Source organism: Micromonospora sp. NPDC050686 (assembly GCF_040654475.1).
Taxonomy (GTDB): Bacteria; Actinomycetota; Actinomycetes; order Mycobacteriales; family Micromonosporaceae; genus Micromonospora.
On record NZ_JBFAID010000034.1, the window covers coordinates 1 to 18,923 of the forward strand.

At 74.1% G+C, this 18,923-nt stretch carries 21 protein-coding genes and 1 tRNA gene; 2 read left to right on the plus strand and 20 right to left on the minus strand.

What is annotated here, in order from left to right; genetic code table 11:
* Positions 1 to 91 precede the first annotated feature (91 nt).
* The 4 genes from AB0H57_RS20900 to AB0H57_RS20915 all read right to left on the minus strand — a co-directional run bounded on the left by AB0H57_RS20900 (position 92) and on the right by AB0H57_RS20915 (position 2,528).
* Complete coding sequence (locus AB0H57_RS20900; RefSeq protein ID WP_357508813.1) at positions 92 to 412, minus strand: hypothetical protein; 321 nt, start codon at positions 410 to 412, stop codon at positions 92 to 94.
* Between the two features lie 129 nt (positions 413 to 541).
* Positions 542 to 1,300 (minus strand): Bax inhibitor-1/YccA family protein, encoded by a 759-nt coding sequence (locus AB0H57_RS20905; RefSeq protein ID WP_357508815.1) that lies wholly within the window; start codon positions 1,298 to 1,300, stop codon positions 542 to 544.
* A 174-nt stretch (positions 1,301 to 1,474) separates the two neighbouring features.
* The gene (locus tag AB0H57_RS20910) at positions 1,475 to 2,329 is read right to left on the minus strand and encodes a Bax inhibitor-1/YccA family protein (protein WP_357508817.1); all 855 of its coding nucleotides are present in this window, start codon (positions 2,327 to 2,329) and stop codon (positions 1,475 to 1,477) included.
* A gap of 118 nt (positions 2,330 to 2,447) precedes the next feature.
* Positions 2,448 to 2,528, minus strand: a tRNA-Leu gene (locus tag AB0H57_RS20915).
* Between the two features lie 102 nt (positions 2,529 to 2,630).
* Here AB0H57_RS20915 and AB0H57_RS20920 point away from each other — a divergent pair.
* A complete protein-coding gene (locus AB0H57_RS20920; protein ID WP_357508819.1) occupies positions 2,631 to 4,469 on the plus strand; it encodes a hypothetical protein in 1,839 nt (612 codons plus the stop codon).
* Between the two features lie 69 nt (positions 4,470 to 4,538).
* Here the strand turns inward: AB0H57_RS20920 and AB0H57_RS20925 are convergent, their stop codons facing one another.
* From AB0H57_RS20925 to AB0H57_RS20970, 10 genes are all read right to left on the minus strand, one after another.
* Entirely contained in the window at positions 4,539 to 5,864 is a 1,326-nt protein-coding gene (locus tag AB0H57_RS20925; RefSeq protein WP_357508821.1) for an NAD(P)/FAD-dependent oxidoreductase, read from the minus strand.
* Positions 5,865 to 5,969: 105 nt separating this feature from the next.
* On the minus strand, positions 5,970 to 6,533 hold the full coding sequence (locus tag AB0H57_RS20930) for a hypothetical protein (RefSeq protein ID WP_357508823.1): 564 nt from the start codon (positions 6,531 to 6,533) through the stop codon (positions 5,970 to 5,972).
* 13 nt (positions 6,534 to 6,546) lie between these two features.
* Positions 6,547 to 7,941, minus strand: a complete 1,395-nt coding sequence (locus AB0H57_RS20935; RefSeq protein WP_357508825.1) for a DUF58 domain-containing protein — start codon at positions 7,939 to 7,941, stop codon at positions 6,547 to 6,549.
* A complete protein-coding gene (locus tag AB0H57_RS20940; RefSeq protein WP_357508827.1) occupies positions 7,941 to 8,948 on the minus strand; it encodes a MoxR family ATPase in 1,008 nt (335 codons plus the stop codon). The genes AB0H57_RS20935 and AB0H57_RS20940 overlap by 1 nt, the downstream gene beginning before the upstream one ends.
* The gene (locus AB0H57_RS20945) at positions 8,948 to 9,529 is read right to left on the minus strand and encodes a hypothetical protein (RefSeq protein WP_357508829.1); all 582 of its coding nucleotides are present in this window, start codon (positions 9,527 to 9,529) and stop codon (positions 8,948 to 8,950) included. The genes AB0H57_RS20940 and AB0H57_RS20945 overlap by 1 nt, the downstream gene beginning before the upstream one ends.
* Before the next feature lie 31 nt (positions 9,530 to 9,560).
* Positions 9,561 to 10,343, minus strand: a complete 783-nt coding sequence (locus AB0H57_RS20950) for a DUF4129 domain-containing protein (RefSeq protein ID WP_357508831.1) — start codon at positions 10,341 to 10,343, stop codon at positions 9,561 to 9,563.
* Positions 10,344 to 10,360: 17 nt separating this feature from the next.
* Positions 10,361 to 11,074 (minus strand): uracil-DNA glycosylase, encoded by a 714-nt coding sequence (locus tag AB0H57_RS20955; RefSeq protein ID WP_357508931.1) that lies wholly within the window; start codon positions 11,072 to 11,074, stop codon positions 10,361 to 10,363.
* 19 nt (positions 11,075 to 11,093) lie between these two features.
* On the minus strand, positions 11,094 to 11,780 hold the full coding sequence (locus AB0H57_RS20960) for a dienelactone hydrolase family protein (protein ID WP_357508833.1): 687 nt from the start codon (positions 11,778 to 11,780) through the stop codon (positions 11,094 to 11,096).
* A 197-nt stretch (positions 11,781 to 11,977) separates the two neighbouring features.
* Positions 11,978 to 12,967 carry a hypothetical protein gene (locus tag AB0H57_RS20965; protein WP_357508835.1) on the minus strand — a complete coding sequence of 330 codons (990 nt, stop codon included), beginning with the start codon at positions 12,965 to 12,967 and terminating at the stop codon, positions 11,978 to 11,980.
* On the minus strand, positions 12,964 to 13,296 hold the full coding sequence (locus AB0H57_RS20970; RefSeq protein WP_357508932.1) for a PadR family transcriptional regulator: 333 nt from the start codon (positions 13,294 to 13,296) through the stop codon (positions 12,964 to 12,966). Before AB0H57_RS20970 ends, AB0H57_RS20965 begins: the two co-directional genes overlap by 4 nt.
* Positions 13,297 to 13,374: 78 nt before the next feature.
* Here AB0H57_RS20970 and AB0H57_RS20975 point away from each other — a divergent pair, with 78 nt between their 5' ends.
* Positions 13,375 to 14,004: a LysE family translocator gene (locus AB0H57_RS20975; protein WP_357508837.1), complete on the plus strand. Its 630-nt coding sequence runs from the start codon at positions 13,375 to 13,377 to the stop codon at positions 14,002 to 14,004.
* A gap of 67 nt (positions 14,005 to 14,071) precedes the next feature.
* Here the strand turns inward: AB0H57_RS20975 and AB0H57_RS20980 are convergent, their stop codons facing one another.
* The 6 genes from AB0H57_RS20980 to eno all read right to left on the minus strand — a co-directional run bounded on the left by AB0H57_RS20980 (position 14,072) and on the right by eno (position 18,807).
* Positions 14,072 to 14,536, minus strand: a complete 465-nt coding sequence (locus AB0H57_RS20980) for a hypothetical protein (protein ID WP_357508838.1) — start codon at positions 14,534 to 14,536, stop codon at positions 14,072 to 14,074.
* Between the two features lie 211 nt (positions 14,537 to 14,747).
* A complete protein-coding gene (locus AB0H57_RS20985; RefSeq protein ID WP_357508934.1) occupies positions 14,748 to 15,686 on the minus strand; it encodes a Ppx/GppA phosphatase family protein in 939 nt (312 codons plus the stop codon).
* Positions 15,687 to 15,756: 70 nt separating this feature from the next.
* On the minus strand, positions 15,757 to 16,269 hold the full coding sequence (locus tag AB0H57_RS20990) for an amino-acid N-acetyltransferase (RefSeq protein WP_357508840.1): 513 nt from the start codon (positions 16,267 to 16,269) through the stop codon (positions 15,757 to 15,759).
* 1 nt (position 16,270) lies between these two features.
* Positions 16,271 to 16,828: a DUF501 domain-containing protein gene (locus tag AB0H57_RS20995; RefSeq protein WP_357508842.1), complete on the minus strand. Its 558-nt coding sequence runs from the start codon at positions 16,826 to 16,828 to the stop codon at positions 16,271 to 16,273.
* Between the two features lie 37 nt (positions 16,829 to 16,865).
* On the minus strand, positions 16,866 to 17,492 hold the full coding sequence (locus AB0H57_RS21000) for a septum formation initiator family protein (protein ID WP_357508844.1): 627 nt from the start codon (positions 17,490 to 17,492) through the stop codon (positions 16,866 to 16,868).
* Between the two features lie 31 nt (positions 17,493 to 17,523).
* Positions 17,524 to 18,807, minus strand: coding sequence for a phosphopyruvate hydratase (eno, locus tag AB0H57_RS21005; protein ID WP_357508846.1), 1,284 nt, complete (start codon positions 18,805 to 18,807; stop codon positions 17,524 to 17,526).
* Positions 18,808 to 18,923 lie beyond the last annotated feature (116 nt).

Sequence of the window (18,923 nt, forward strand, 5' to 3'; positions counted from 1 at the left end):
CCGCCGCCATCTGGCACAACAACAAAACCGGCGCACCCGTCACCCGATCCCTGATCGCCTACGACCACTGACCGATTTCGGAACTACTCGTCTAGAGCGCGGAGCGGGTCGCCGTGACGGCGGCGGCGGCCTCGGCCAGGACCGGGTCCGCCGTGGCCGCGGCGGCCAGGTCGGCGGCGACCACCCGGAGCTGGTCGGGCAGGGCCAGGTCGTTGTCGAGCCGGGGCACCGTCCGGCGCGGCTCACCCGCCGCGTCGGCCGCCAGGTTGGCGACCTCCTGCACCAGCTTGTGCACCAGGTCGGCCCGGGACGCGTTGCCACCGGCGGCGGTCGCCGCCCACCGGGGTTGCTGCCAGTGCCCGACCTGACGGACCAGCAGGCCCACCGCCCGGTCCAGTTCCGCTGCGCTCATCGCCGCCGAGTCTACGGCTCCGGGTCGCTCCGCCCGCCGCACCGCCGGTGACGGGCCGGACGGGGCCGGGGTGTTAAGCGGGGCCCCCGGCTATGCAGAAAGCGTTGAGCGGGGCCCCTCCTTACACCCTCAGCGGCGGAGGTAGCTGAGCAGGCGCAGGAGCTGCCAGTAGAGGAAGATCAGGCCGACCAGCAGCCCGAACGCGCAGAACCAGGCGAACCGGCGGGGCACGCCGGCCCGGACCGACCGTTCCACCAGGTCGAAGTCGAGCACGAAGCTGAACGCGCCGGCGATGATCGCCACCACCGAGAAGGCGTACGGCAGCCAGCCGACCCGGCCGGTGAGGCTGTAGACCTCGACCCCCTGGCCGCCGGTCGCCAGGTACGTCACCAGGTTGACCACGCTGATCGCGACGATCCCGATCAGCGTGCCGACGACCAGCCGGGCCAGCCGCGGGGTGGCGCGTACCAGCCGGGCACGGTAGAGCAGGGCCATCCCGAGGAACACGCCGAAGGTGCCCACCACCGCCTGCGCCACGATGCCGGGATAGACCAGCTCGAAGGCCCGGCTGGCCACCCCCAGCAGCAGCCCCTGGAGCACGGCGTACCCGGCGATGAGGGCGAGGTTGGTGCTGGCCCGCAGCGAGATGACCAGGGCCAGGGCCAGTCCGGCGAGGGCGCTGCCGGCCAGCGCGGCGGAGATCCACACCGCCTGCGGCACGACCACCCAGGCCACCGCCGCGGTGACCCCGGTGAGCAGCAGCAGGCCGACGGTCCGGCTCACCACGTCGTCGACGGTCATCGTGTCCGCGACGACCACCGGGGACGCCCGGCGTTCCGCCCCTACCGTCCGGTCCAGCCGGTTGAGCACGGGATTGGCACTGGGCACCGCGACCTCCCTCGACGTACCCCCTCGCCGTCACTCTGCCCGGCGCCGCCCCCGGGTGGCGGGCGTTCGGCCGGGACGGTCGAGGCCCGCCTTCCGATGGGGCGGGACCGGAGACGACGGCGCCCGCCCCCGCGGGTGCGGGGACGGGCGCCGGAGGTCAGGCCGCGGCGACTGTCAGTCGTCGCCCTGGAAGTAGCTGAGCAGGCGCAGGATCTCGATGTAGAGCCAGACCAGGCCGACCAGGATGCCGAAGGCGGCGGTCCAGGAGTAGCGCTGCGGCAGGCCCATCCGCACGCCCTCCTCGATCTCGGCGAAGTTGAGCACGAAGCTCAGCGACGCCACCACGATGCAGACCAGGCTGAAGATGATCGCGATCGGGCTGCCGTCGCGCAAGCCGGTGTTGACGCCGAAGAGCGCCAGCACGAAGTTGATCAGCATCGCCGCGAAGAGGCCCACCATGACCGAGACCAGGATCTTGGTGAACTTCGGGGTGGCCCGGATGATCCGCGCCTTGTAGACCATCGCCATCAGGAAGAAGACGCCGAACGTCGCCGCCACGGCCTGGAGCACGATGCCGTCGTAGAGCGAGTTGAACGCCTTGCTGACCATGCCGACGAATACGCCCTCGATGACCGCGTACGCCACCACCAGCGCCGGGTTGGCCATCCGGGAGAACGAGATGATCAGGCCGAGCGCCAGGCCGACCACGGCGGCGCCGATCCAGGCGACGCCCACCATGGCATCCGGCACCAGCACCCAGGCGGCCGCCGCGGAAGCGCCGAGGATGGCGAGCAACGTGACCGTCTTGACGACCACGTCGTCCAGGGTCATCGGGGTCACGGTGGGCGGGGCGGCGGGGTAACCGGCCCCGGCCGGGTACTGCTGCTGGTACGGCGTGTGCTGCTGGGGGTAACCAGGCGCCGCCGGGTATCCGGGCTGTCCGTACGGCCCGGGCTGGGCGTACCCGGCCGCCCGCTCCCGCTCGGCCGCCTGGCCGAGCCGGGCGAGCACCGGGTTCGTGGTCTTCACTTCTCAGGCCTCCCTCAGGGGGTCGTCGCACGTGAACGTGCAGGCTCCAGGGTAAACGGCACGGGATACGCGCGCGTCGCCCGAAGCTGTGGGAAAGCTGAGAGTCTAGGCGCTCAGGTGCCCGGGGCGGGGGTCGAACCCGCACGCCTTGCGGCAGCCGCTTTTAAGGCGGCCGTGTCTGCCGTTCCACCACCCGGGCGGGTGACACCGGCCGCACTCCCCGCGGCGGTGCAGTCTCACCGTAGTCGTTGCGCCGTGGCCCGGCGTACCCCGCCGCCACCCCCGCACTAGGGTCGACTCCGTGACCAGCACAGCCCCTCCGACACCCGACGCCGCCCCGGAGGCGGAGGTCGGCCATGCCGCCGCCCGGCCCGCCCCGACCCGCTCGGCGCTCTGGCGGGCCGCCGCCCACCGGCACCGCGCCGACGCGCTGGTGGGGCTGGGCTTCCTCCTCTTCGCGGCCTGGTTGACGCACGGGCTCTGGCCGAACCCCAACGGCCGGGTGCTGGCCCTCAACCCCGAGGACCAGACCCTCTACGAGTGGTTCCTGGCCGTCGACGCGCGCGCCCTCTTCGGCGACTTCAACCTGCTCACCCGCCTGCTCAACGCCCCCGACGGGGTCAACCTGATGGCCAACACCACGGTCATCGCGCTGGGCGTGCTCTTCGCCCCGGTCACCCTGCTGGCCGGTGCCCCGGTCAGTTTCGCCCTGCTCGCCGGGCTGAACCTGGCCGGCACCGCGCTGGCCTGGTACCTGCTGTTCCGCCGTACCCTGCGGGTCGGCCGGGGCGCGGCGGCGGTCGGCGCGGGCGTCTGCGGCTTCGGCCCGGGAATGGTCGCGCAGACCAACAGTCACCTGCACATGACCGCGCAGTGGCTGGTCCCGGTGATCGTCTGGCTGGTGGTCCGGCTGCTCCGGGCCGCCGACCCGCGGCGCCGACCGGACGGCGCCGGGCCGGACGGGCGCCGGCTGGTCACCTCGGCCCTCGGGCTGGCCGCGGTGGTCACCCTCCAGGTCTTCATCGGCGAGGAGGTCCTCTTCCTGGCCGCGCTCACCCTGCTGGTGATGGCCATCGCGTACGCGCTGGTCGATCGGGACCTGGCCCGCCGCGCCCTGCCCGGCTTCGCCGCCGGGCTGCTGCTCGCCGCCGGTCTCTCCGGGCTGGTCCTGGCGTACCCGCTGTGGTTCCAGTTCGCCGGCCCGCAGGGGGTGGCCGACGGGATGTTCAGCCCGCACTACTTCTCCGCCGACCTGAGCAGCTGGTGGACCCTCTCCCCGCTGTCGCTGGGCGGCGACGACGCCTCCGCCGGGCTGACCACCGGGCCGGCCGAGTACAACGCCTTCCTCGGGCCGGCGCTGCTGCTGGTGACCGCCGGCTGCGCCCTCTGGCTGGGGCGGCGGCCCCTGGTGGTGGCCTGCTTCGTCGCCGCGCTGGTGATGGGGGCGTTCTCGCTCGGCCCGGACGTGGTGCTGGCCGGCGAACGCAGCCGCCTGCCCGGCCCGTACACCCTGCTGATCGGCCTGCCGGTGGTGGACGGCGCGCTGCCGATGCGCTTCGCGCTGGCCGTGCTGCCGCTGATCGGCACCCTGCTGGCGCTCGCCGTGCACCGCGCCGCCGCGCACCCCGGCCCGCAGCGGTGGATCGTCCCGGCGGCGGTCGCCGTCGCGCTGCTGCCGGTGGTGCCGGCCCCGCTGCCGGCCGCCGACCGCCCACCGCTGCCGGAGTTCATCACCGCCGGGCACTGGCGCCAGTGCGTACCCCCCGGCGGGGTGCTGGTCCCGGTGCCGCTGCCCACCCCGAAGGAGCCGTGGCCGATGCGCTGGGCGGCCGCCGCCGACGCCGGCTTCGCGCTGCCCGAGGGCTTCTTCATCGGCCCGTACGGGCGGGGCGGCACCGCGGCGATGGGCACCTACAAGCAGCCGACCTCGGCGCTGCTGGCCGACGTGGCCAAGCGCGGCGACCTGCCGGTGATCGGCCCGGAGCAGCAGGCGCAGGCGGCGCGCGACGCCGACTTCTGGAACGCGTCCTGCGTGGCGCTCACCGACGACGCGCCGCACGCCGACCGGCTGCTCATCGCGCTGCGACAGCTCTACGGCCCCGGCACCCGGATCGCCGACGCCTGGATCTGGCGGGTCTGACCACCCGGACGCGGCAGGGCCCCTCCCCCGATGCCGGGGAAGGGGCCCTGTTTCGGCTTCGCCGCCGACTCAGCGGGGACCGGCCGGCTGCGACGCCACCGCGAACTCCTCGCGCGGGTCGTGCAGCTGACCGAGCGCGACCACCTCGCGCTTGAGGAAGAACGCCAGCGACCAGTCGACCACCACGCGCACCTTGCGGTTGAACGACGGGATCCGGCTCATGTGGTACGTCCGGTGCATGAACCAGGCCGGCCAGCCGGTCATCTTCACCCCGTACACCTGGGCCACCCCCTTGTGCAGGCCGAGGCTCGCCACGCTGCCGGCGTGCTTGTGCTTGTAGTCGACCGGCTCGCGCCCGCGGATCACGTTGACGATGTTGTCGGCCATCCGGGCGGCCTGGCGTACCGCGTGCTGGGCGCTGGGCGAGCAGAAGTTGCCCGGCTCCTTGGTCAGGTCCGGCACCGCGGCGCAGTCGCCGGCGCTCCACGCGCCCTCGACCACCCGGTCACCGTCGACCACCTGAAGCGTCGGGACGCAGGTGACCCGGCGCCGCTCGTCGCGCGGGAAGTCGGTGGCGTCCAGCAGCGGCGACGGCTTGACGCCGGCGGTCCAGACGATGGTGTCGGCGGGGAAGCTGTCGCCGTCGGAGAGCTGCACCACCCCGTCGAGGCAGGACTCCAGCCGGGTGTCCAGCCGGATGTCCATGTTGCGCTTGAGCAGCTGCTGCACCGTGTACGCGCCCATGTCCCGGTCGACCTCGGGCAGCACCCGCTGGGTCGCCTCGACCAGCACCCAGCGCATGTCGTCGGCCTTCAGCTCCGGGTAGTAGCGCAGCGCGTCCCGGGCCATGTCCTCCATCTCGGCGAGCGCCTCGATGCCGGCGTAGCCGCCGCCGACGAAGGCGAAGGTCAGCGCCTTCCGGCGCACCTCCGGGTCGGTCGTGGCGGCCGCCACGTCGAGCCGGTCCAGCACGTGGTTGCGCAGGTAGATCGCCTCGCCGATGGTCTTGAACCCGATGCCGTGCTCGTGCAGGCCGGGGATCGGCAGGGTGCGGGACACCGAGCCGGGCGCCACCACGACGTGGTCGTACGCGATCTCCCGGGTCGGGCCGCTGATCGGCTGGACCACCGCGGTCTTGCGGTCGTGGTCGATCCGGGTCACCGCGCCCGCCACCACCGTGCACTTGCGCAGCTCGCGCCGCAGCGGCACCACGGAGTGCCGGGGCGAGATGTTGCCCGCCGCCGCCTCCGGAAGGAACGGCTGGTAGGTCATGTGCGGCTGCGGGTCGACGACGATGACCTCGGCCTCACGGGAGCTCAGCTTCTTGGACAGGCGCAGAGCGGCGTACAGGCCGACGTGCCCGGCACCCACGACAAGGATCCGTTTCGGATTCACGCCAGCTATCTTTCCCCGGGCGGCTCCGGTAATACCGCCGCGGACCCTCTTCTGTGACGGAGCACAACCCGTGTGACCTGCGCTACGGCCCGCACCCGCGGCGCGTCACCTGCGGCGCAGCAGCCAGCCGAGCAGGGCGGTCGCGCCGGCCGCGGCCAGCAACCCGAGCACCGTCGCGGCGAGGAAACCACCACTCGGGCCGATACCGCCCGCCTGGGTCAGCAGCACCCCGAGCACGGCCCCGGCGAGCACCACCGCGCCGGCCCGGGTGAGCCAGCGCACCAGCACCGTCGGGTCGATGACCGCGTCGTAGGGCAGCAACGCGGCCAGCGCGCAGAGGGTGTGCACCAGGTAGAGGGCGGCGGCGAGGCCGAGCAGCCGCCACAGCTCGACCCGCTGGCCGTAGCCGGCGGTGGCGAGCAGCCAACCGGCCACCGCGACCAGCATGGCGAAGGTCGGCCAGACCCGGCGGGGCCCGATCGCGGGCAGCAGCGCCGCCACCACCAGCCCGAGCAGCGGCCGCCCAACCAGCGCCGCACCGGGGAAGGCCAGCAGAAAACCGCCCAGTGCGGCGAGGAACACCCCGAACCGGACGAGCAGCGGAAACGGGCTGATCCGGTTGACGCCGAAGCGTACCGCCCGGACCCGCTGCGTCACGGCGTCGATCATCTCGCCCCGCCTCTCATCGGCCGCCCACCCGGGGCGCGGTGGCCAGCCGGGCCACATCCCGCAGCACCTGGTCCAGGCTGCCGGCGCCGGCCCAGCGCACCACCGGGACGCCGTGCTCCCGCAACTGGCCGATCATGGTGGCCCGGTCCAGCCGCCACAGCCGGAACGCCACCTCGGCCCAGCCGTCCCGCCCGGGCGGGGTGAGGTCGGCCGGCAGGGTGTCCACCGCCACCACGAACCGCCCGCCGCGCGCCAGCCGGGCCAGCATCTGCGCCGACCGCTCGTCGAGCAGCGGGGTGAGCACCACCACCAGCGCGTCGGCCGACAGCAGTTGCGGCCCGAAGACCTGGTCGTACGGCTCGTGCGGGGTGGACTCGGCGCGGACGTCCAGCAGCCACTCCAGCAGGGTCAGGTACTGCCGGCGGCCGGTGGCCGGGCGCAGCCGGCGGGCCGCCGGACCGTACTCCAACACCGCCACCCGGTCGCCGCGGTGCAGGTAGTGCTCGCCGATCGCGGCGGCCGCCCGGACCGTGGTGTCCAGCACCGAGGCGGCCCCGCCGACCCCGCCCGAGCGACCCGCCTCGGCCAGCACGTCGAGCAGGACCACCACCTCGGCGTCCCGGTCGGAGAGGGTCGCCGCGACGTGCAGCTGCCGGGCCCGCAGCGAGACCCGCCAGTCGATGCGGCGCAGCCGGTCACCCGGGCCGAAGACCCGTACCCCGGCCAGTTCGCCGCCCTCCCCGGGCCGCCGCGAGTGGTGCGCGCCGACCAGCCCCGCGGCCCGGGGCATCGCGTCGACGGCCTGGAACGGCTCGGTCTTCGGGTAGACCCGGACCCGGACCGGGTCGGCGACCACCACCCGGGAGACCAGCAGCCCGTCCGCCGCGGCCACCCGGGTGCCGGCCGGGCCGATCGGGTGCCGGCCCCAGCGCCGGGCGGTCCCGGCCAGCTCCAGGTCGACCGCCTCGCCGGTGGCCACGGTGGTGACGAAGGGCCGGTCCGCGCCGCCCGCCCGGCCCAGCTCCAGCCCGATGCCGCCGAAGCTCGCCCGGGTGACGTGCAGCCACGGGGAGACCCGGGTGCGCACCACCGCGAGGTCGTACCCGACGGTGTCCGGGTTGCCCACGCTCACCGTGCCGGCCAGCTCACCGCCCTCGACCAGGTGCGCGTCGTCGCCGCCGAGCCAGAGCTGCGGCGCGGCGGTCGGCCGGCGGCGCAGCGAGTACGCCGTCCCCAGCGCGATCGGGGTGGCCAGCACCACCAGGTCGACCCGGCCGAGCAGCACCGCGGCGATCAGCAGCAGGCCGGTGAGCAGCACGGCGCGGCCCAGCGCCCAGGTCGGCGTCCAGCCCGCCGCCGGCTCCGGTTCGACCTCGTACTCCCCCTCGGGAGCGGTCGGCGCGGTCATCAGTGCCCGGGCCGGCCGGACGCGTAGCTGGGCAGCGCGCCGCTGGCCGGGGCGGGGGTCTGCGCCAGCACCTCGGCGACCACGAAGGACGGATCGACCCGGCGCAGCCACATCTCCGGACGCAGCGTGACCCGGTGGGCCAGGGCCGGCACGGCCACCTCCTTGACGTCCTCCGGCACCACGTAGTCCCGCCCGGCCAGCACGGCCCGGGCGCGGGCCAGCAGCAGCAGCGCCAGCGAACCCCGGGGGGAGGCGCCGACCAGCACCGACGGGTGTTCCCGGGTGGCGCCGGTCAGCGCGACGATGTAGCGGCCCACCGAGTCCTCCACCACCACGTCCTCCAGCGCCACCTGCATCGCCCGCAGGGTGGCGGCGTCGACCACCGCCTTGATCTCGGACTCCTCCCGGCGGCGGGACATCCGGCGGCGGAGCACGTCCCACTCCTCGTCCGGCTCCGGATAGCCGAAGGAGACCCGGAGCAGGAAGCGGTCGAGCTGCGCCTCCGGCAGCGGGTAGGTGCCCTCGTACTCCACCGGATTGGCGGTGGCCAGCACGTGGAACGGCTCGTCCAGCCGGTAGGTGACGCCCTCGACCGAGACCTGCTTCTCCTGCATCGCCTCCAGCAGCGCGGACTGGGTCTTCGGCGGGGTGCGGTTGATCTCGTCGGCCAGCAGCAGGTTGGTGAAGACCGGGCCGGCCCGGAAGGAGAAGTCGCCACTGCTCTGGTCGTACAGGAAGGAGCCGGTGACGTCGGCCGGCAGCAGGTCCGGGGTGAACTGGAGGCGGCGGAAGTCCAGGCCCAGCGCCTGCGCGAAGCAGCGGGCGGTGAGCGTCTTGCCCAGCCCGGGCAGGTCCTCCAGCAGCACGTGGCCGCCGGCCAGGATTCCGGAGAGGACGAGTTCCAGCGTCTCCCGCTTGCCCACGACCACCGAGCCGACCGCGTCGAGCACCGCCCGGGCCAGGTGGCCCACCTCCGCCGGGGAGATGGCGCGGTTCACGTCGTTCATCAGATCTTCTCCAGTTCGGCGACGATCGCCGCGAGGTCGCGCGGCGACGGGGGGCGTCGGGGCGGGCTGTCGAGGAACGTCCAGAGCCGGTCGCCCAGCAGGGCGCGGGCGCGGGCCGGGTCGGCCTCCCGGGTCACGCCGTGCCGCTGGCGCAGCCGCTCGTCGGCCAGCTCGGCGAGGCGGGGCAGGACCGTGTTGCCGAAGCGCTCGGGGCGGGTGGCCGACCAGTCCAGCGGCACCTCCCAGCGGCGGACCGCGGTGCGCAGGGCGTCGCGGGCGCCCCAGTTGTACAGGCCGTCATCCTCGCCGCCGGTGGCCCGGCCGCCACCGGGCGGCGGCGGGGACGGCGCCAGCGCCCGGGTCACCCGGCGGACGGCCAGCAGGGCGAGCGCCCCGACCACCACGGCCAGCAGCGAGACCTGGAGCCCGACCAGGCGCAGGCCGGCCACCACCACCACCACGATCGCCACAGCGGCGGCCAGGGTACGCAGCACCCAGCGCAGCCGCCCGCCGCCCGCCTCGACGGCGCCCGGTGGTGGCTCCTCCTCGAAGGTGAGCAGGTCCTCGATGCTGGTGCTCACGCGACCCTCCCGGCGCTGCCGGTGCGGCCGCTCACGGCCCCGGCTCCCCGGCGGCGACGGTCAACTCGCCGCGCAACCGGCGCAGCGCCGCCCGGGCCTGGTCGCGGGTGCGCTCGTCCACGGCATGGGTGGCGTACCGGGCCTCCCGGTAGACGTGCGCGAACTCGGCCAGCACGTCCGCGCTGGCGATCGCCGGCACCCCCGCGGCCGGGTCGCCGCGCAGCAACCGGGTCACCAGGTCGGTCGGGGTGTCCCCGGTCAGCCTCGGCACGCCGGCCTCGGTCGCCGCCTCCTCCAGCCGCACCCAGCAGGCGATCACCGCCGTACGCGGGTCGGTGGTCTGGTCGTCCAGCTCCTCCAGGCCGGCGTCCAACGCGGCGACGACCTCCTGGGCGGTGCCCTGCGCGGTACGCCGGGCCCGCCCCACCGGGACCGCCCGGGTGGTCCGGCGGACCACCCCGCGCAGCACCGCCCAGCCGGCGTACCCGAGGGCGAGCAGGATGGCCGCCCCGAGCAGCGCGAGCGCCACGGTGCTGATCCACTGTGGCACGTGCGCCTGGGTCGCCTCCCCCGCCTCCTGCAGGTCCACCGGGATCGGCGACGGCGGCCCGGTCGGGTAGTCCGGCACGTACGGGATGGTGTCGGCGGCGGGTGGGACCCGGGTCAGGCCGGGATCGGAGTGCCCCGAGGCCGCGGCGGCCAGCGCGAGCAGCCCGGCCACCAGCGCGATCGGCCACCATCGGCGGACCAGGCCCCGCACGGAGCGCCGCCGCCAGGCCGACTGGGCGCCGGAGGCCTGCGTCCCGTCCGCCATCGCACCGCCCCCGCAGTTCAGTGCACCCCGGCCAACTGCTTCGCCCGGGTGAACACATCGTCAAGCATCCCTGGTGTCAGCCGCCCCGTGAAGGTGTTCTGCTGGCTGACGTGGTAGCAACCGAGCAGCTCCGGAGCGGCCGTGCCGGACCAGTGTGCCCCATGCCCGAAGGCCGGTCGCGGGCTGGGCGGGCGCTGGCCGTACACCTGGCGCAGCACCGGCCACCAGGCGGCCCAGGCGAACGCGCCCAGCGCGACCACGACGCGCAGGGTGGGCCGGATCAGCGTCACCTCACGGTGCAGCCAGGGCGCGCAGGTGTCCCGCTCGGCCGGGGTGGGCTTGTTGTCCGGTGGCGCGCAGCGCACCGCGGCGAAGATCCTGGTGTCCCGCAGGGTGAGCCCGTCGTCGGCGGCCACACTGGTCGGTTGGTTCGCCAGGCCGGCCCGGTGCAGCGCCGCGAAGAGCACGTCGCCGGACCGGTCGCCGGTGAAGATCCGGCCGGTGCGGTTGCCGCCGTGGGCGGCCGGCGCCAGGCCGAGAATCCCGATCCGGGCACCGGCCGGGCCGAAGCCGGGCACCGGGCGGCCCCAGTACCGCTGGTCGCGGAAGGCCGCCCGCCGGGTGCGGGCGACCTCCTCCCGCCAGGAGACCAGCCGCGGGCAGGCGAAGCAGTCGCTCACCGCGGCGTCGAGGTCGGCCAGGTCGGCCGCCCGCGCGGCGCGGGCGACCACCTCGTCCGGAGTACGGGGCTCAGCCAAGCTGCGCCCGGAAGTGCTCGAGGGTACGGGCCCAGGCGGTGGCCGCGGCCCGCTGGTCGAACTTCTCCGGCCGGTCCTCGTTGAAGAACGCGTGCGCGGTGCCCGGGTAGTCGTGCAGGGCGCAGGTGCCGCCGACCGACTCGATCGCCGACCGGACGCCCTGCACGCCCGCGTCGGCGGAGGTGCCGTCGGCCTCGGCGCAGTGGATGAGCGCCGCCTTGCCGGCGTAGTCGGCCCAGTCGGCGCGCATGCCCTCCCAGGGCAGCCGGGGATAGAAGCCGGCGGTGGCGACGATCCGCTCGGAGACGGTGCCGGACCAGAGCGCCAGGCTGGCGCCGGCGCAGAACCCGGCGCAGCCGACCTTGCCGGCCACCTCGGGACGGCCGGCGAGGTAGTCGGCGGCGGCGGCGATGTCCCGGGCCGCCTCGTCCATCTGGCCGGCGTTCAGCATCCGCCGCGGCTCGTCCGGCTTGGCGGCCGGCTGGCCGTGCCGGAAGTCCGGCGCGAGGGCGACGAAACCGGCCTCCGCGAACCGGTCCACCACGGCCCGGATGTGCGGCACCAGGCCCCACCAGTCCTGGATGACGATGACCGCCGGGCTGGCCCCACCGCCGGAGGGTATCGCGAGATACCCCTCGCTCGTCCCTCCGTTGCCGATGAAGCTCACCATCTCGCCCATGAGCCCGTCCTCCTAGCGGTCAGTCATCGTTGGCTGGTCGCCCAGTGGTCCTACGTGCCGGTAGCCTGCCACGCCGTCACCGCGCCGGGGAAGACGGAAGAACAGTGGCATTCACCTCCTGTACGCCTTCGGCGAGAACCTCGTCACCACGCACGGACGGGTGCCCGCCGAGCTGGCGGGCACCCGTCGGTGGGAGCTCAGCGGGTCGGCCCGGCGGTCGGGCCGGGCGGCTCCGGGGTCACGGTCGGCTCAGCGGTGCCGGTCGGCGCCGGCGCGGCGGTCGGCGCCGCGGTGGGTTCGGCGCTCGCCGTGGGCACGGCGGCCGGCGGCGTCGGGGGCGGGACCGGGCGCAGGCCGAACGGCGCCCGGTCCGGGCAGTACGGGTAACCGTTGCGCAGCGCCTCGTCCTCCTCGCCCGGCTCGGCACAGTCCGGGTACCCGATCCGGATCGGCGTGCCGTCCTGGTCGAAGAGCCGCGCGTTGCGGACCAGCCGCCCCTCGCCGTCGTAGACGAACACGTCCCGCACCGTGTCGTACGGGTTCTCCACCGGGAAGTAGCCGACCGGTTCGCCCGACCGGCCGCGCTGGTCCAGCTGGTTGACCAGCACCAGGCCGAAGCAGACCAGCACCACCGCGCCGACGTGCATCAGGCGCCGCGGCCAGCGCCGCAGCTCGTGGGCCCGGCGGCCCAGCGAGACCGACACCGGGATGGCGACCGCGAGCAGCAGCAGGCCGAGGATCTCGCTGCCGAACACCCGGGGTATCGGCGCGAAGTTGCCGCCGAGGATCGCGCCCACCAGCGCCGCGGCGAGGTAGCCGCGCAGCACCCACCAGGCCGGGCGGAGCAGCCGGAGGAACTCGCCGGCCGAGTCGTACCCGAGCAGCGGGCCGAGCCGGGTGTCGAGCCGGTCCACCCGGGCGCGCAACCGGCGCACGGCGGCGGCGATCCGCTCCTCCCGCCGGTCGCCGGCCGGGCCGGCCGCGCCGGCTGCGACCCGCAGCTCCGCCGCGTACGCCTCGGGCTCGCCGAGCCGCTCGACCAGCGAGCCGTCCGCCTCGGCGGCCACCTCGGTCAGGTGCTCCGGCAGGTCCTCGGTCAACTCGTCACGGACGGTGGGCGGCAGGTCGGCCAGGGCGGCCCGGACCCGCTCGACATAGTCCGTGATCTCCTGCTCAGTGACGGTCATGCCGCCATCCCCCGATCGTCGAGCAGCGTGTCCATGGTGGTGGCGAAGGACCGCCAGGTCTTGCCGGAGCGGGTGAGCTGGTCCCGGCCGGCGGAGTTGAGCGCGTAGTACTTGCGGTGCGGGCCGGCCTCGCTCGGCACCACGTACGTGGTGAGGAAGCCGGCGGCGAAGAGGCGGCGCAACGTGCCGTAGACGGAGGCGTCGCCCACCTCCTCCAGCCCGGCCTCGCGCAGCCGGCGCAGGATGTCGTAGCCGTAGCCGTCGGAATCCCTGAGCACGGCGAGCACGGCGAGGTCGAGCACGCCCTTCAGGAGCTGGGTGGTGTCCACGCCGTCGAGAGTAGTGTGCATTGCGCAGTACCGTCAAGAGCGCCATACCGTCGCCATCCGGCGGCATAGGGTCGAGGCATGTCGTGGAGCAGCTACGCGTCGTTTCTGCTGTTCGCCGCCGTGCTGGTGCTGATCCCCGGCCCGGACTTCGCGGTGGTCACCCGGAACACGCTCGCCGCCGGTCGCCGCCGGGGGCGGTGGAGCGCGGTCGGGGTGGCCAGCTCCAACGCCCTGCAGGGCGGTGCGGCGGCGGCCGGCCTGGGCGCGCTGATCACCCGCTCGCAGCCGCTGTTCGAGACCATCCGCTGGGCGGGGGTGGCATACCTGGCGTACCTCGGGGTGCAGGCCTGGCGCTCGGCCTGGCGCGGCCGGTACCCGGCGCTGGACGGCGGCGGGCCGGTGCCGCCCGGTCAGGCGCTGACCGGCTTCCGGCAGGGCTTCCTGTCCAACATCACCAACCCGAAGGTGCTGGCCTTCTATCTGGCGGTGCTACCGCAGTTCGTCGGCGGCTCGGCGCCGCTGGGCGTGCTGCTGGCGTTCGCGCTCAGCCACGCGGTGCTGTCGCTGACGTACCTGAACGTGCTGGTGGGCGCGCTCGACCGGGCCCGCGCCGTGCTGTCCCGCCGCCGGGTGCGGCGCCGGCTGGACGCGCTGACCGGAACGGCCCTGCTCGGCTTCAGCGCCCGGCTCGCCACCGAGCGGCTCTGACCGGCGACCCAGACGCCGGCGGCGGCACGGTGGGCACCGTGCCGCCGCCAGCGATCGTCGCGCCCGGTCAGGCGCGCTTGGTCAGGCAGAGGACGTAGCCCGTCCCGCCCTGCTTGATGTTGGAGAAGACGTAGTAGTCCTGCCCCTCCTTGACGTACTTCTCGCAGCCCTCACCCGAGGCGGCCTGCGCCGCGGTCTGGTTCTCGACCCGACCGACCACGTTGTACGCCGCGTCGGTGGAGGTGCACTCGACGACCTTGGCGTCGTCGGCGTCCTCCTGCTTGTCGCCGACCATCTCGGGCAGCTCGGCCAGGCAGTCCCCGACCTTCGCGTCGGCGGTCTGGTCACGGTTCACAAAGGACTTGATGCCGAACTTGATCGCACCGAAGGCGATCACGGCGACGATGACCCCGACGATGCTGAGCACCTTGCGGCCGGCGGACTTCCTGGGCGCCGCCGGAGGGGGCGTCGGGACCGCCGGCTCGGGCTGGCCGGGGTACGGCGCGGGCGGCGGGGCGACCTGGTCTGACACGGTGTTTCCTTCCCGAAGGGGTACGAGCAGACGACACCGTAGTGATCAACCGCCGTCCGTACCGCCCCGTCGGCCTCCCCCATTCAGCCATTTCTCAGCTTTCTCAGCCTTTTCCCAGCATCGCCGCCGCTGTCCCGCTGTGAGAGGACAACTTCAGGGAAGTTGTCCCCTCCGCACCGGCCGAGGCGACAACTTCCAGGAAGTAGCTCCCTCAGCGCCCGCCGGCGAGACTCCAGGCGATGCCGTCGAGGATGTCGTGCTCGGAGGCGACCACCGAGGGCATCCCGGCCCGCTCCATGATCACCTGGAGCACCAGCGCGCCCGCTCCGATCACGTCCGCCCGTCCCGGGTGCATCACCGGGATGGCCAGCCGCTGCTCGCGGGTCTTCGCCAGCAGGTCGGCGGTCACCTCGGCGATTCGCTCGCGGGACACCCGGGCGTGGTGGATGCGGGTCGGGTCGTACCCGGTCAGCCCCTGCGCGATGGCGACCACGGTGGTGACCGACCCGGCCAGCCCGACCAGGGTGGCCGCCGCCCGCCCCGGGACGGCCTCCAGCGCCCGGTCGACCGCGACCGCGATGTCGGCCTGGGCGGCGGCGATCTCGGCCGGCGTGGGCGGGTCGCCGTGCAGGTGCCGCTCGGTCATCCGGACGCAGCCGATGTCCATCGAGATCGCCGCGTCGACCCCGCCCTCCCGGGTGCCGACCACGAACTCGGTCGAGCCGCCACCGATGTCGACCACCAGGTACGGCGGCTCCGCGTCGGCGGGCAGGCCGCGCACCGCGCCGGTGAAGGAGAGCCGGGCCTCCTCGTCGCCGGTGACCACCTCGGGCGCCACGCCCAGGATGCGCTCGACCATCGCCCGGAACTCGCCGGCGTTGGCCGCGTCCCGGGAGGCCGAGGTGGCGCACATCCGGACCCGCTCGGCGCCGAGCTTCCCGATCTCGTCGGCGTAGTCGACCAGCGCCACCCGGGTCCGCTCGATCGCCTCGTCGGAGAGCCGGCCGGTCCGGTCGACGCCCTGGCCCAGCCGGACGATCTCCATCCGGCGACTCAGGTCGCGCAGCGGCGCCTCCGGCCCCGCCCCGGGGTCGGGCAGATCGGCGACGAGCAGTCGGATCGAGTTGGTTCCGCAGTCGATGGCGGCCACGCGCGTCGTCACGCCCGCAACCCTACGGCAGCCGCACCCTCCCCGACGGCGCCGACCGCCGGGGCCGGGGTCACAGACGCAGCAGCATCCGGCTGTTGCCCAGCGTGTTCGGCTTCACCCGCTCCAGGTCCAGGAACTCGGCGACACCCTCGTCGTACGAGCGCAGCAGCTGCTCGTAGACCGGTTGCGGCACGGGCGCGCCGTCGATCTCGCGAAAACCGAACGCGCCGAAGAAGGCGGTCTCGAAGGTGAGCACGAAGATCCGGGCCACCCCCAGCTCCCGGGCCGCGTCGATCAGCTCGCCGACGATCCGGTGCCCGAGCTTGCGGCCGCGGAACGCCGGGTCCACCGCCACGGTACGGATCTCGGCCAGGTCCTCCCACATCACGTGCAGCGCCCCGCAACCCACCACGGTCCCGTCGGCGGTGACCGCCACCCGGAACTCCTGCACGTCCTCGTAGAGCGTGACGGTGGCCTTGCTGAGCAGCCGCCGGTCGTCGGTGTAGGTGTCGACCAGCCGCCGGATGCCGCGTACGTCTGCGGTGCGGGCCCGGCGGACCTCGATCTCGTCGGCGGCGCTCATCTCACTGCGCCGCCGGCACGTCCACGCAGGGGCCGGCGGCCCACCACTTCTCCACCAGCGCCAGCGTCTCGTCGCCGAACGGGTTGACCCCCGGCCCGGCGGCCAGCGCGTGCCCGAGCTGCACGTGCAGGCACTTCACCCGCCCCGGCATGCCCCCGGCGGAGATGCCCGCGATCTCCGGCACCGTACCGATCGCCTCCCGCCGGGCGAGGTAGTCCTCGTGCGCGGCGCGGTAGCGGGCCGCCAGTTCCGGGTCCTCGGCGAGCCGCTCGGCCATCTCCTTCATCAGCCCGGCCGACTCCAGCCGGCTGCACGCGGCGGTGGCCCGGGGACAGGTCAGGTAGAACAACGTCGGGAACGGCGTGCCGTCGGCCAGCCGCGGCGTCGTCTCCACCACGTCGGGCAGGCCGCACGGGCAGCGGTGGGCCACCGCCCGGGTGCCCCGGGGCGGTCGGCCGAGCTGGGCGGCCACCGCCGCCAGGTCGGCCTCGGTGGCCGGCTCCCGGTCGGGCGGGGTCACGGAATCCGCCGCCGGATCCGGCGGGGGTACGACAGTCACGGTGCCCATCTTTCGTCGCTGCTCGGGTGGTACGCGCTCACTCGCCGGCGCGGTCGTCGTTCGCCGCCCGGATGCTGGACCACAGGGTGTCGTACCAGGTGTCCGGGGTTGCGGGCCCGGCCGGCTGGGTCCCGGCGCCGGCATCCCGGGCGGCCCCCGCCGGGTCGTCGAGCACGATCACGATCTTCTCCCCGGGCTCGCCCATGAAGAACCGCTCCCGGGCCTGGATCTTGACGTACTCGTCGTCCCGCCACTTGGCGGCCCGCTCCGACAGCTCGGCGATCTCCTCGCGCTGGGCGGCCTGGGCCGCCTCCATCCGCTCGATGTCGGTCTGCTGGTCGAGATAGACGCGCACCGGATAGGTGTACGCCAGGGCGAGTGCGATCAGCACCGCGAAGAGCACGGTGGCGCGCCCGGTGAGGCGTCGGGGTTGGGGTGCGGCGAGCCGCCGGACCGTGCCACCCGCGGCGGTGCGGCGGGCGGCGGCCGGACGGTTCGCGGAGCGTACGCCCTCGGCGCCCCGGGTCCGACCGGCGGTGCCGCGCGGCTCGGCGCGGACGTTGCCGTCGCGGGCCGGCGTCCGGCTCCGGGCCGCGCCCGGCCGGCCGGTCTGACCCGGCCGGCGGGCGGGCCGCTGGCCCCCCGGTGTGCGACGCTGCGGCATCCTCACACCCCTCCCCCGAAAGCCTCTCGCCTCAGGCGGAACGGTAGCGCGGGAACGCTCCCGCGCCGGCGTACCGCGCCGCGTCGGCCAACTCCTCCTCGATCCGCAGGAGCTGGTTGTACTTGGCCACCCGGTCCGAGCGGGCCGGGGCGCCGGTCTTGATCTGACCGCAGCCGGTGGCGACCGCCAGGTCGGCGATGGTGGTGTCCTCGGTCTCGCCGGAGCGGTGGCTCATCATGCACTTGAAGCCGGCCCGGTGGGCCAGGTCCACCGCGTCCAGCGTCTCGGTCAGCGAGCCGATCTGGTTGACCTTGACCAGGACCGCGTTGGCGGCCTTCTCGGTGATCCCCCGGGCGATCCGCTGCGGGTTGGTGACGAACAGGTCGTCGCCGACGATCTGGATCCGGTCGCCGAGCGCCGCGGTCAGGGTGGCCCAGCCGCTCCAGTCATCCTCGGCCAGCGGGTCCTCGATGGAGACGATGGGGTAGTCGCCGGCGAGCTTGGTGTAGTAGTTGCTCATCTCCTCGGCGGACTTCGCGCTGCCCTCGAAGGTGTAGTCGCCGTTGTCGAAGAACTCGGTGGCGGCCACGTCCAGGGCGAAGACGATGTCGGTGCCGAGCCGGTAGCCAGCCTTCTCCACCGCCTCGGCGATCAGGTCCAGCGCGGCGGCATTGGTCGGCAGGTTCGGGGCGAAGCCGCCCTCGTCGCCCAGCCCGGTGGAGAGGTCCTTCTTCTTCAGCACCGACTTCAGCGCGTGGTAGACCTCGGCGCCGGAGCGCAGCGCGTCCCGGAAGGTGGGCGCGCCGATCGGCGCGATCATGAACTCCTGGATGTCGACGTTGGAGTCGGCGTGCGCCCCACCGTTGAGGATGTTCATCATGGGCACCGGCAGCAGGTGCGCGTTCGGGCCGCCCAGGTAACGGAAGAGGCTCAGCTCGGCGCTGCCGGCGGCGGCCTTCGCCACCGCCAGGGAGACGCCGAGGATGGCGTTGGCGCCCAGCTCGCCCTTGTTGTCGGTGCCGTCGAGGTCGAGCATCTTCTGGTCGATCAGCCGCTGCTCGCTGGCCTCGTACCCGATCAGCTCGTCGACGATCTTGTCCTCGATGTTGGTGACCGCCTTCTCGACACCCTTGCCCAGGTAGCGGTCGGCGTCACCGTCGCGCAGCTCGACCGCCTCGAAGGCGCCGGTGGAGGCGCCGGACGGCACCGCGGCGCGGGCGATCGTGCCGTCGTCCAGCCCGACCTCGACCTCGACCGTCGGGTTGCCCCGCGAGTCCAGGATCTCCCGGGCGACGATTCCCTCGATGGTTGCCACTGAGTCGCTCCTCGTTTGTGTGTACCGGTCCGGTATGGGCCGCGACGGTGCGGCTGAGGCAGGTGTTGAACGCAGCGTATCGGGCGGCGCCGGGTCGCACGTCTTCACCCGGCGAC

Bases quoted from the DNA above. Each gene is read 5' to 3' on its own strand.
- AB0H57_RS21000 (WP_357508844.1), bottom strand. From the start codon at position 17,492: ATGCCGCAGCGTCGCACACCGGGGGGCCAGCGGCCCGCCCGCCGGCCG.
- AB0H57_RS20975 (WP_357508837.1), top strand. From the start codon at position 13,375: ATGTCGTGGAGCAGCTACGCGTCGTTTCTGCTGTTCGCCGCCGTGCTG.
- AB0H57_RS20950 (WP_357508831.1), bottom strand. From the start codon at position 10,343: ATGGCGGACGGGACGCAGGCCTCCGGCGCCCAGTCGGCCTGGCGGCGG.
- AB0H57_RS20930 (WP_357508823.1), bottom strand. From the start codon at position 6,533: ATGATCGACGCCGTGACGCAGCGGGTCCGGGCGGTACGCTTCGGCGTC.
- AB0H57_RS20965 (WP_357508835.1), bottom strand. From the start codon at position 12,967: ATGACCGTCACTGAGCAGGAGATCACGGACTATGTCGAGCGGGTCCGG.
- AB0H57_RS20990 (WP_357508840.1), bottom strand. From the start codon at position 16,269: ATGAGCGCCGCCGACGAGATCGAGGTCCGCCGGGCCCGCACCGCAGAC.
- AB0H57_RS20960 (WP_357508833.1), bottom strand. From the start codon at position 11,780: ATGGGCGAGATGGTGAGCTTCATCGGCAACGGAGGGACGAGCGAGGGG.
- AB0H57_RS20935 (WP_357508825.1), bottom strand. From the start codon at position 7,941: ATGACCGCGCCGACCGCTCCCGAGGGGGAGTACGAGGTCGAACCGGAG.
- AB0H57_RS20940 (WP_357508827.1), bottom strand. From the start codon at position 8,948: ATGAACGACGTGAACCGCGCCATCTCCCCGGCGGAGGTGGGCCACCTG.
- AB0H57_RS20900 (WP_357508813.1), bottom strand. From the start codon at position 412: ATGAGCGCAGCGGAACTGGACCGGGCGGTGGGCCTGCTGGTCCGTCAG.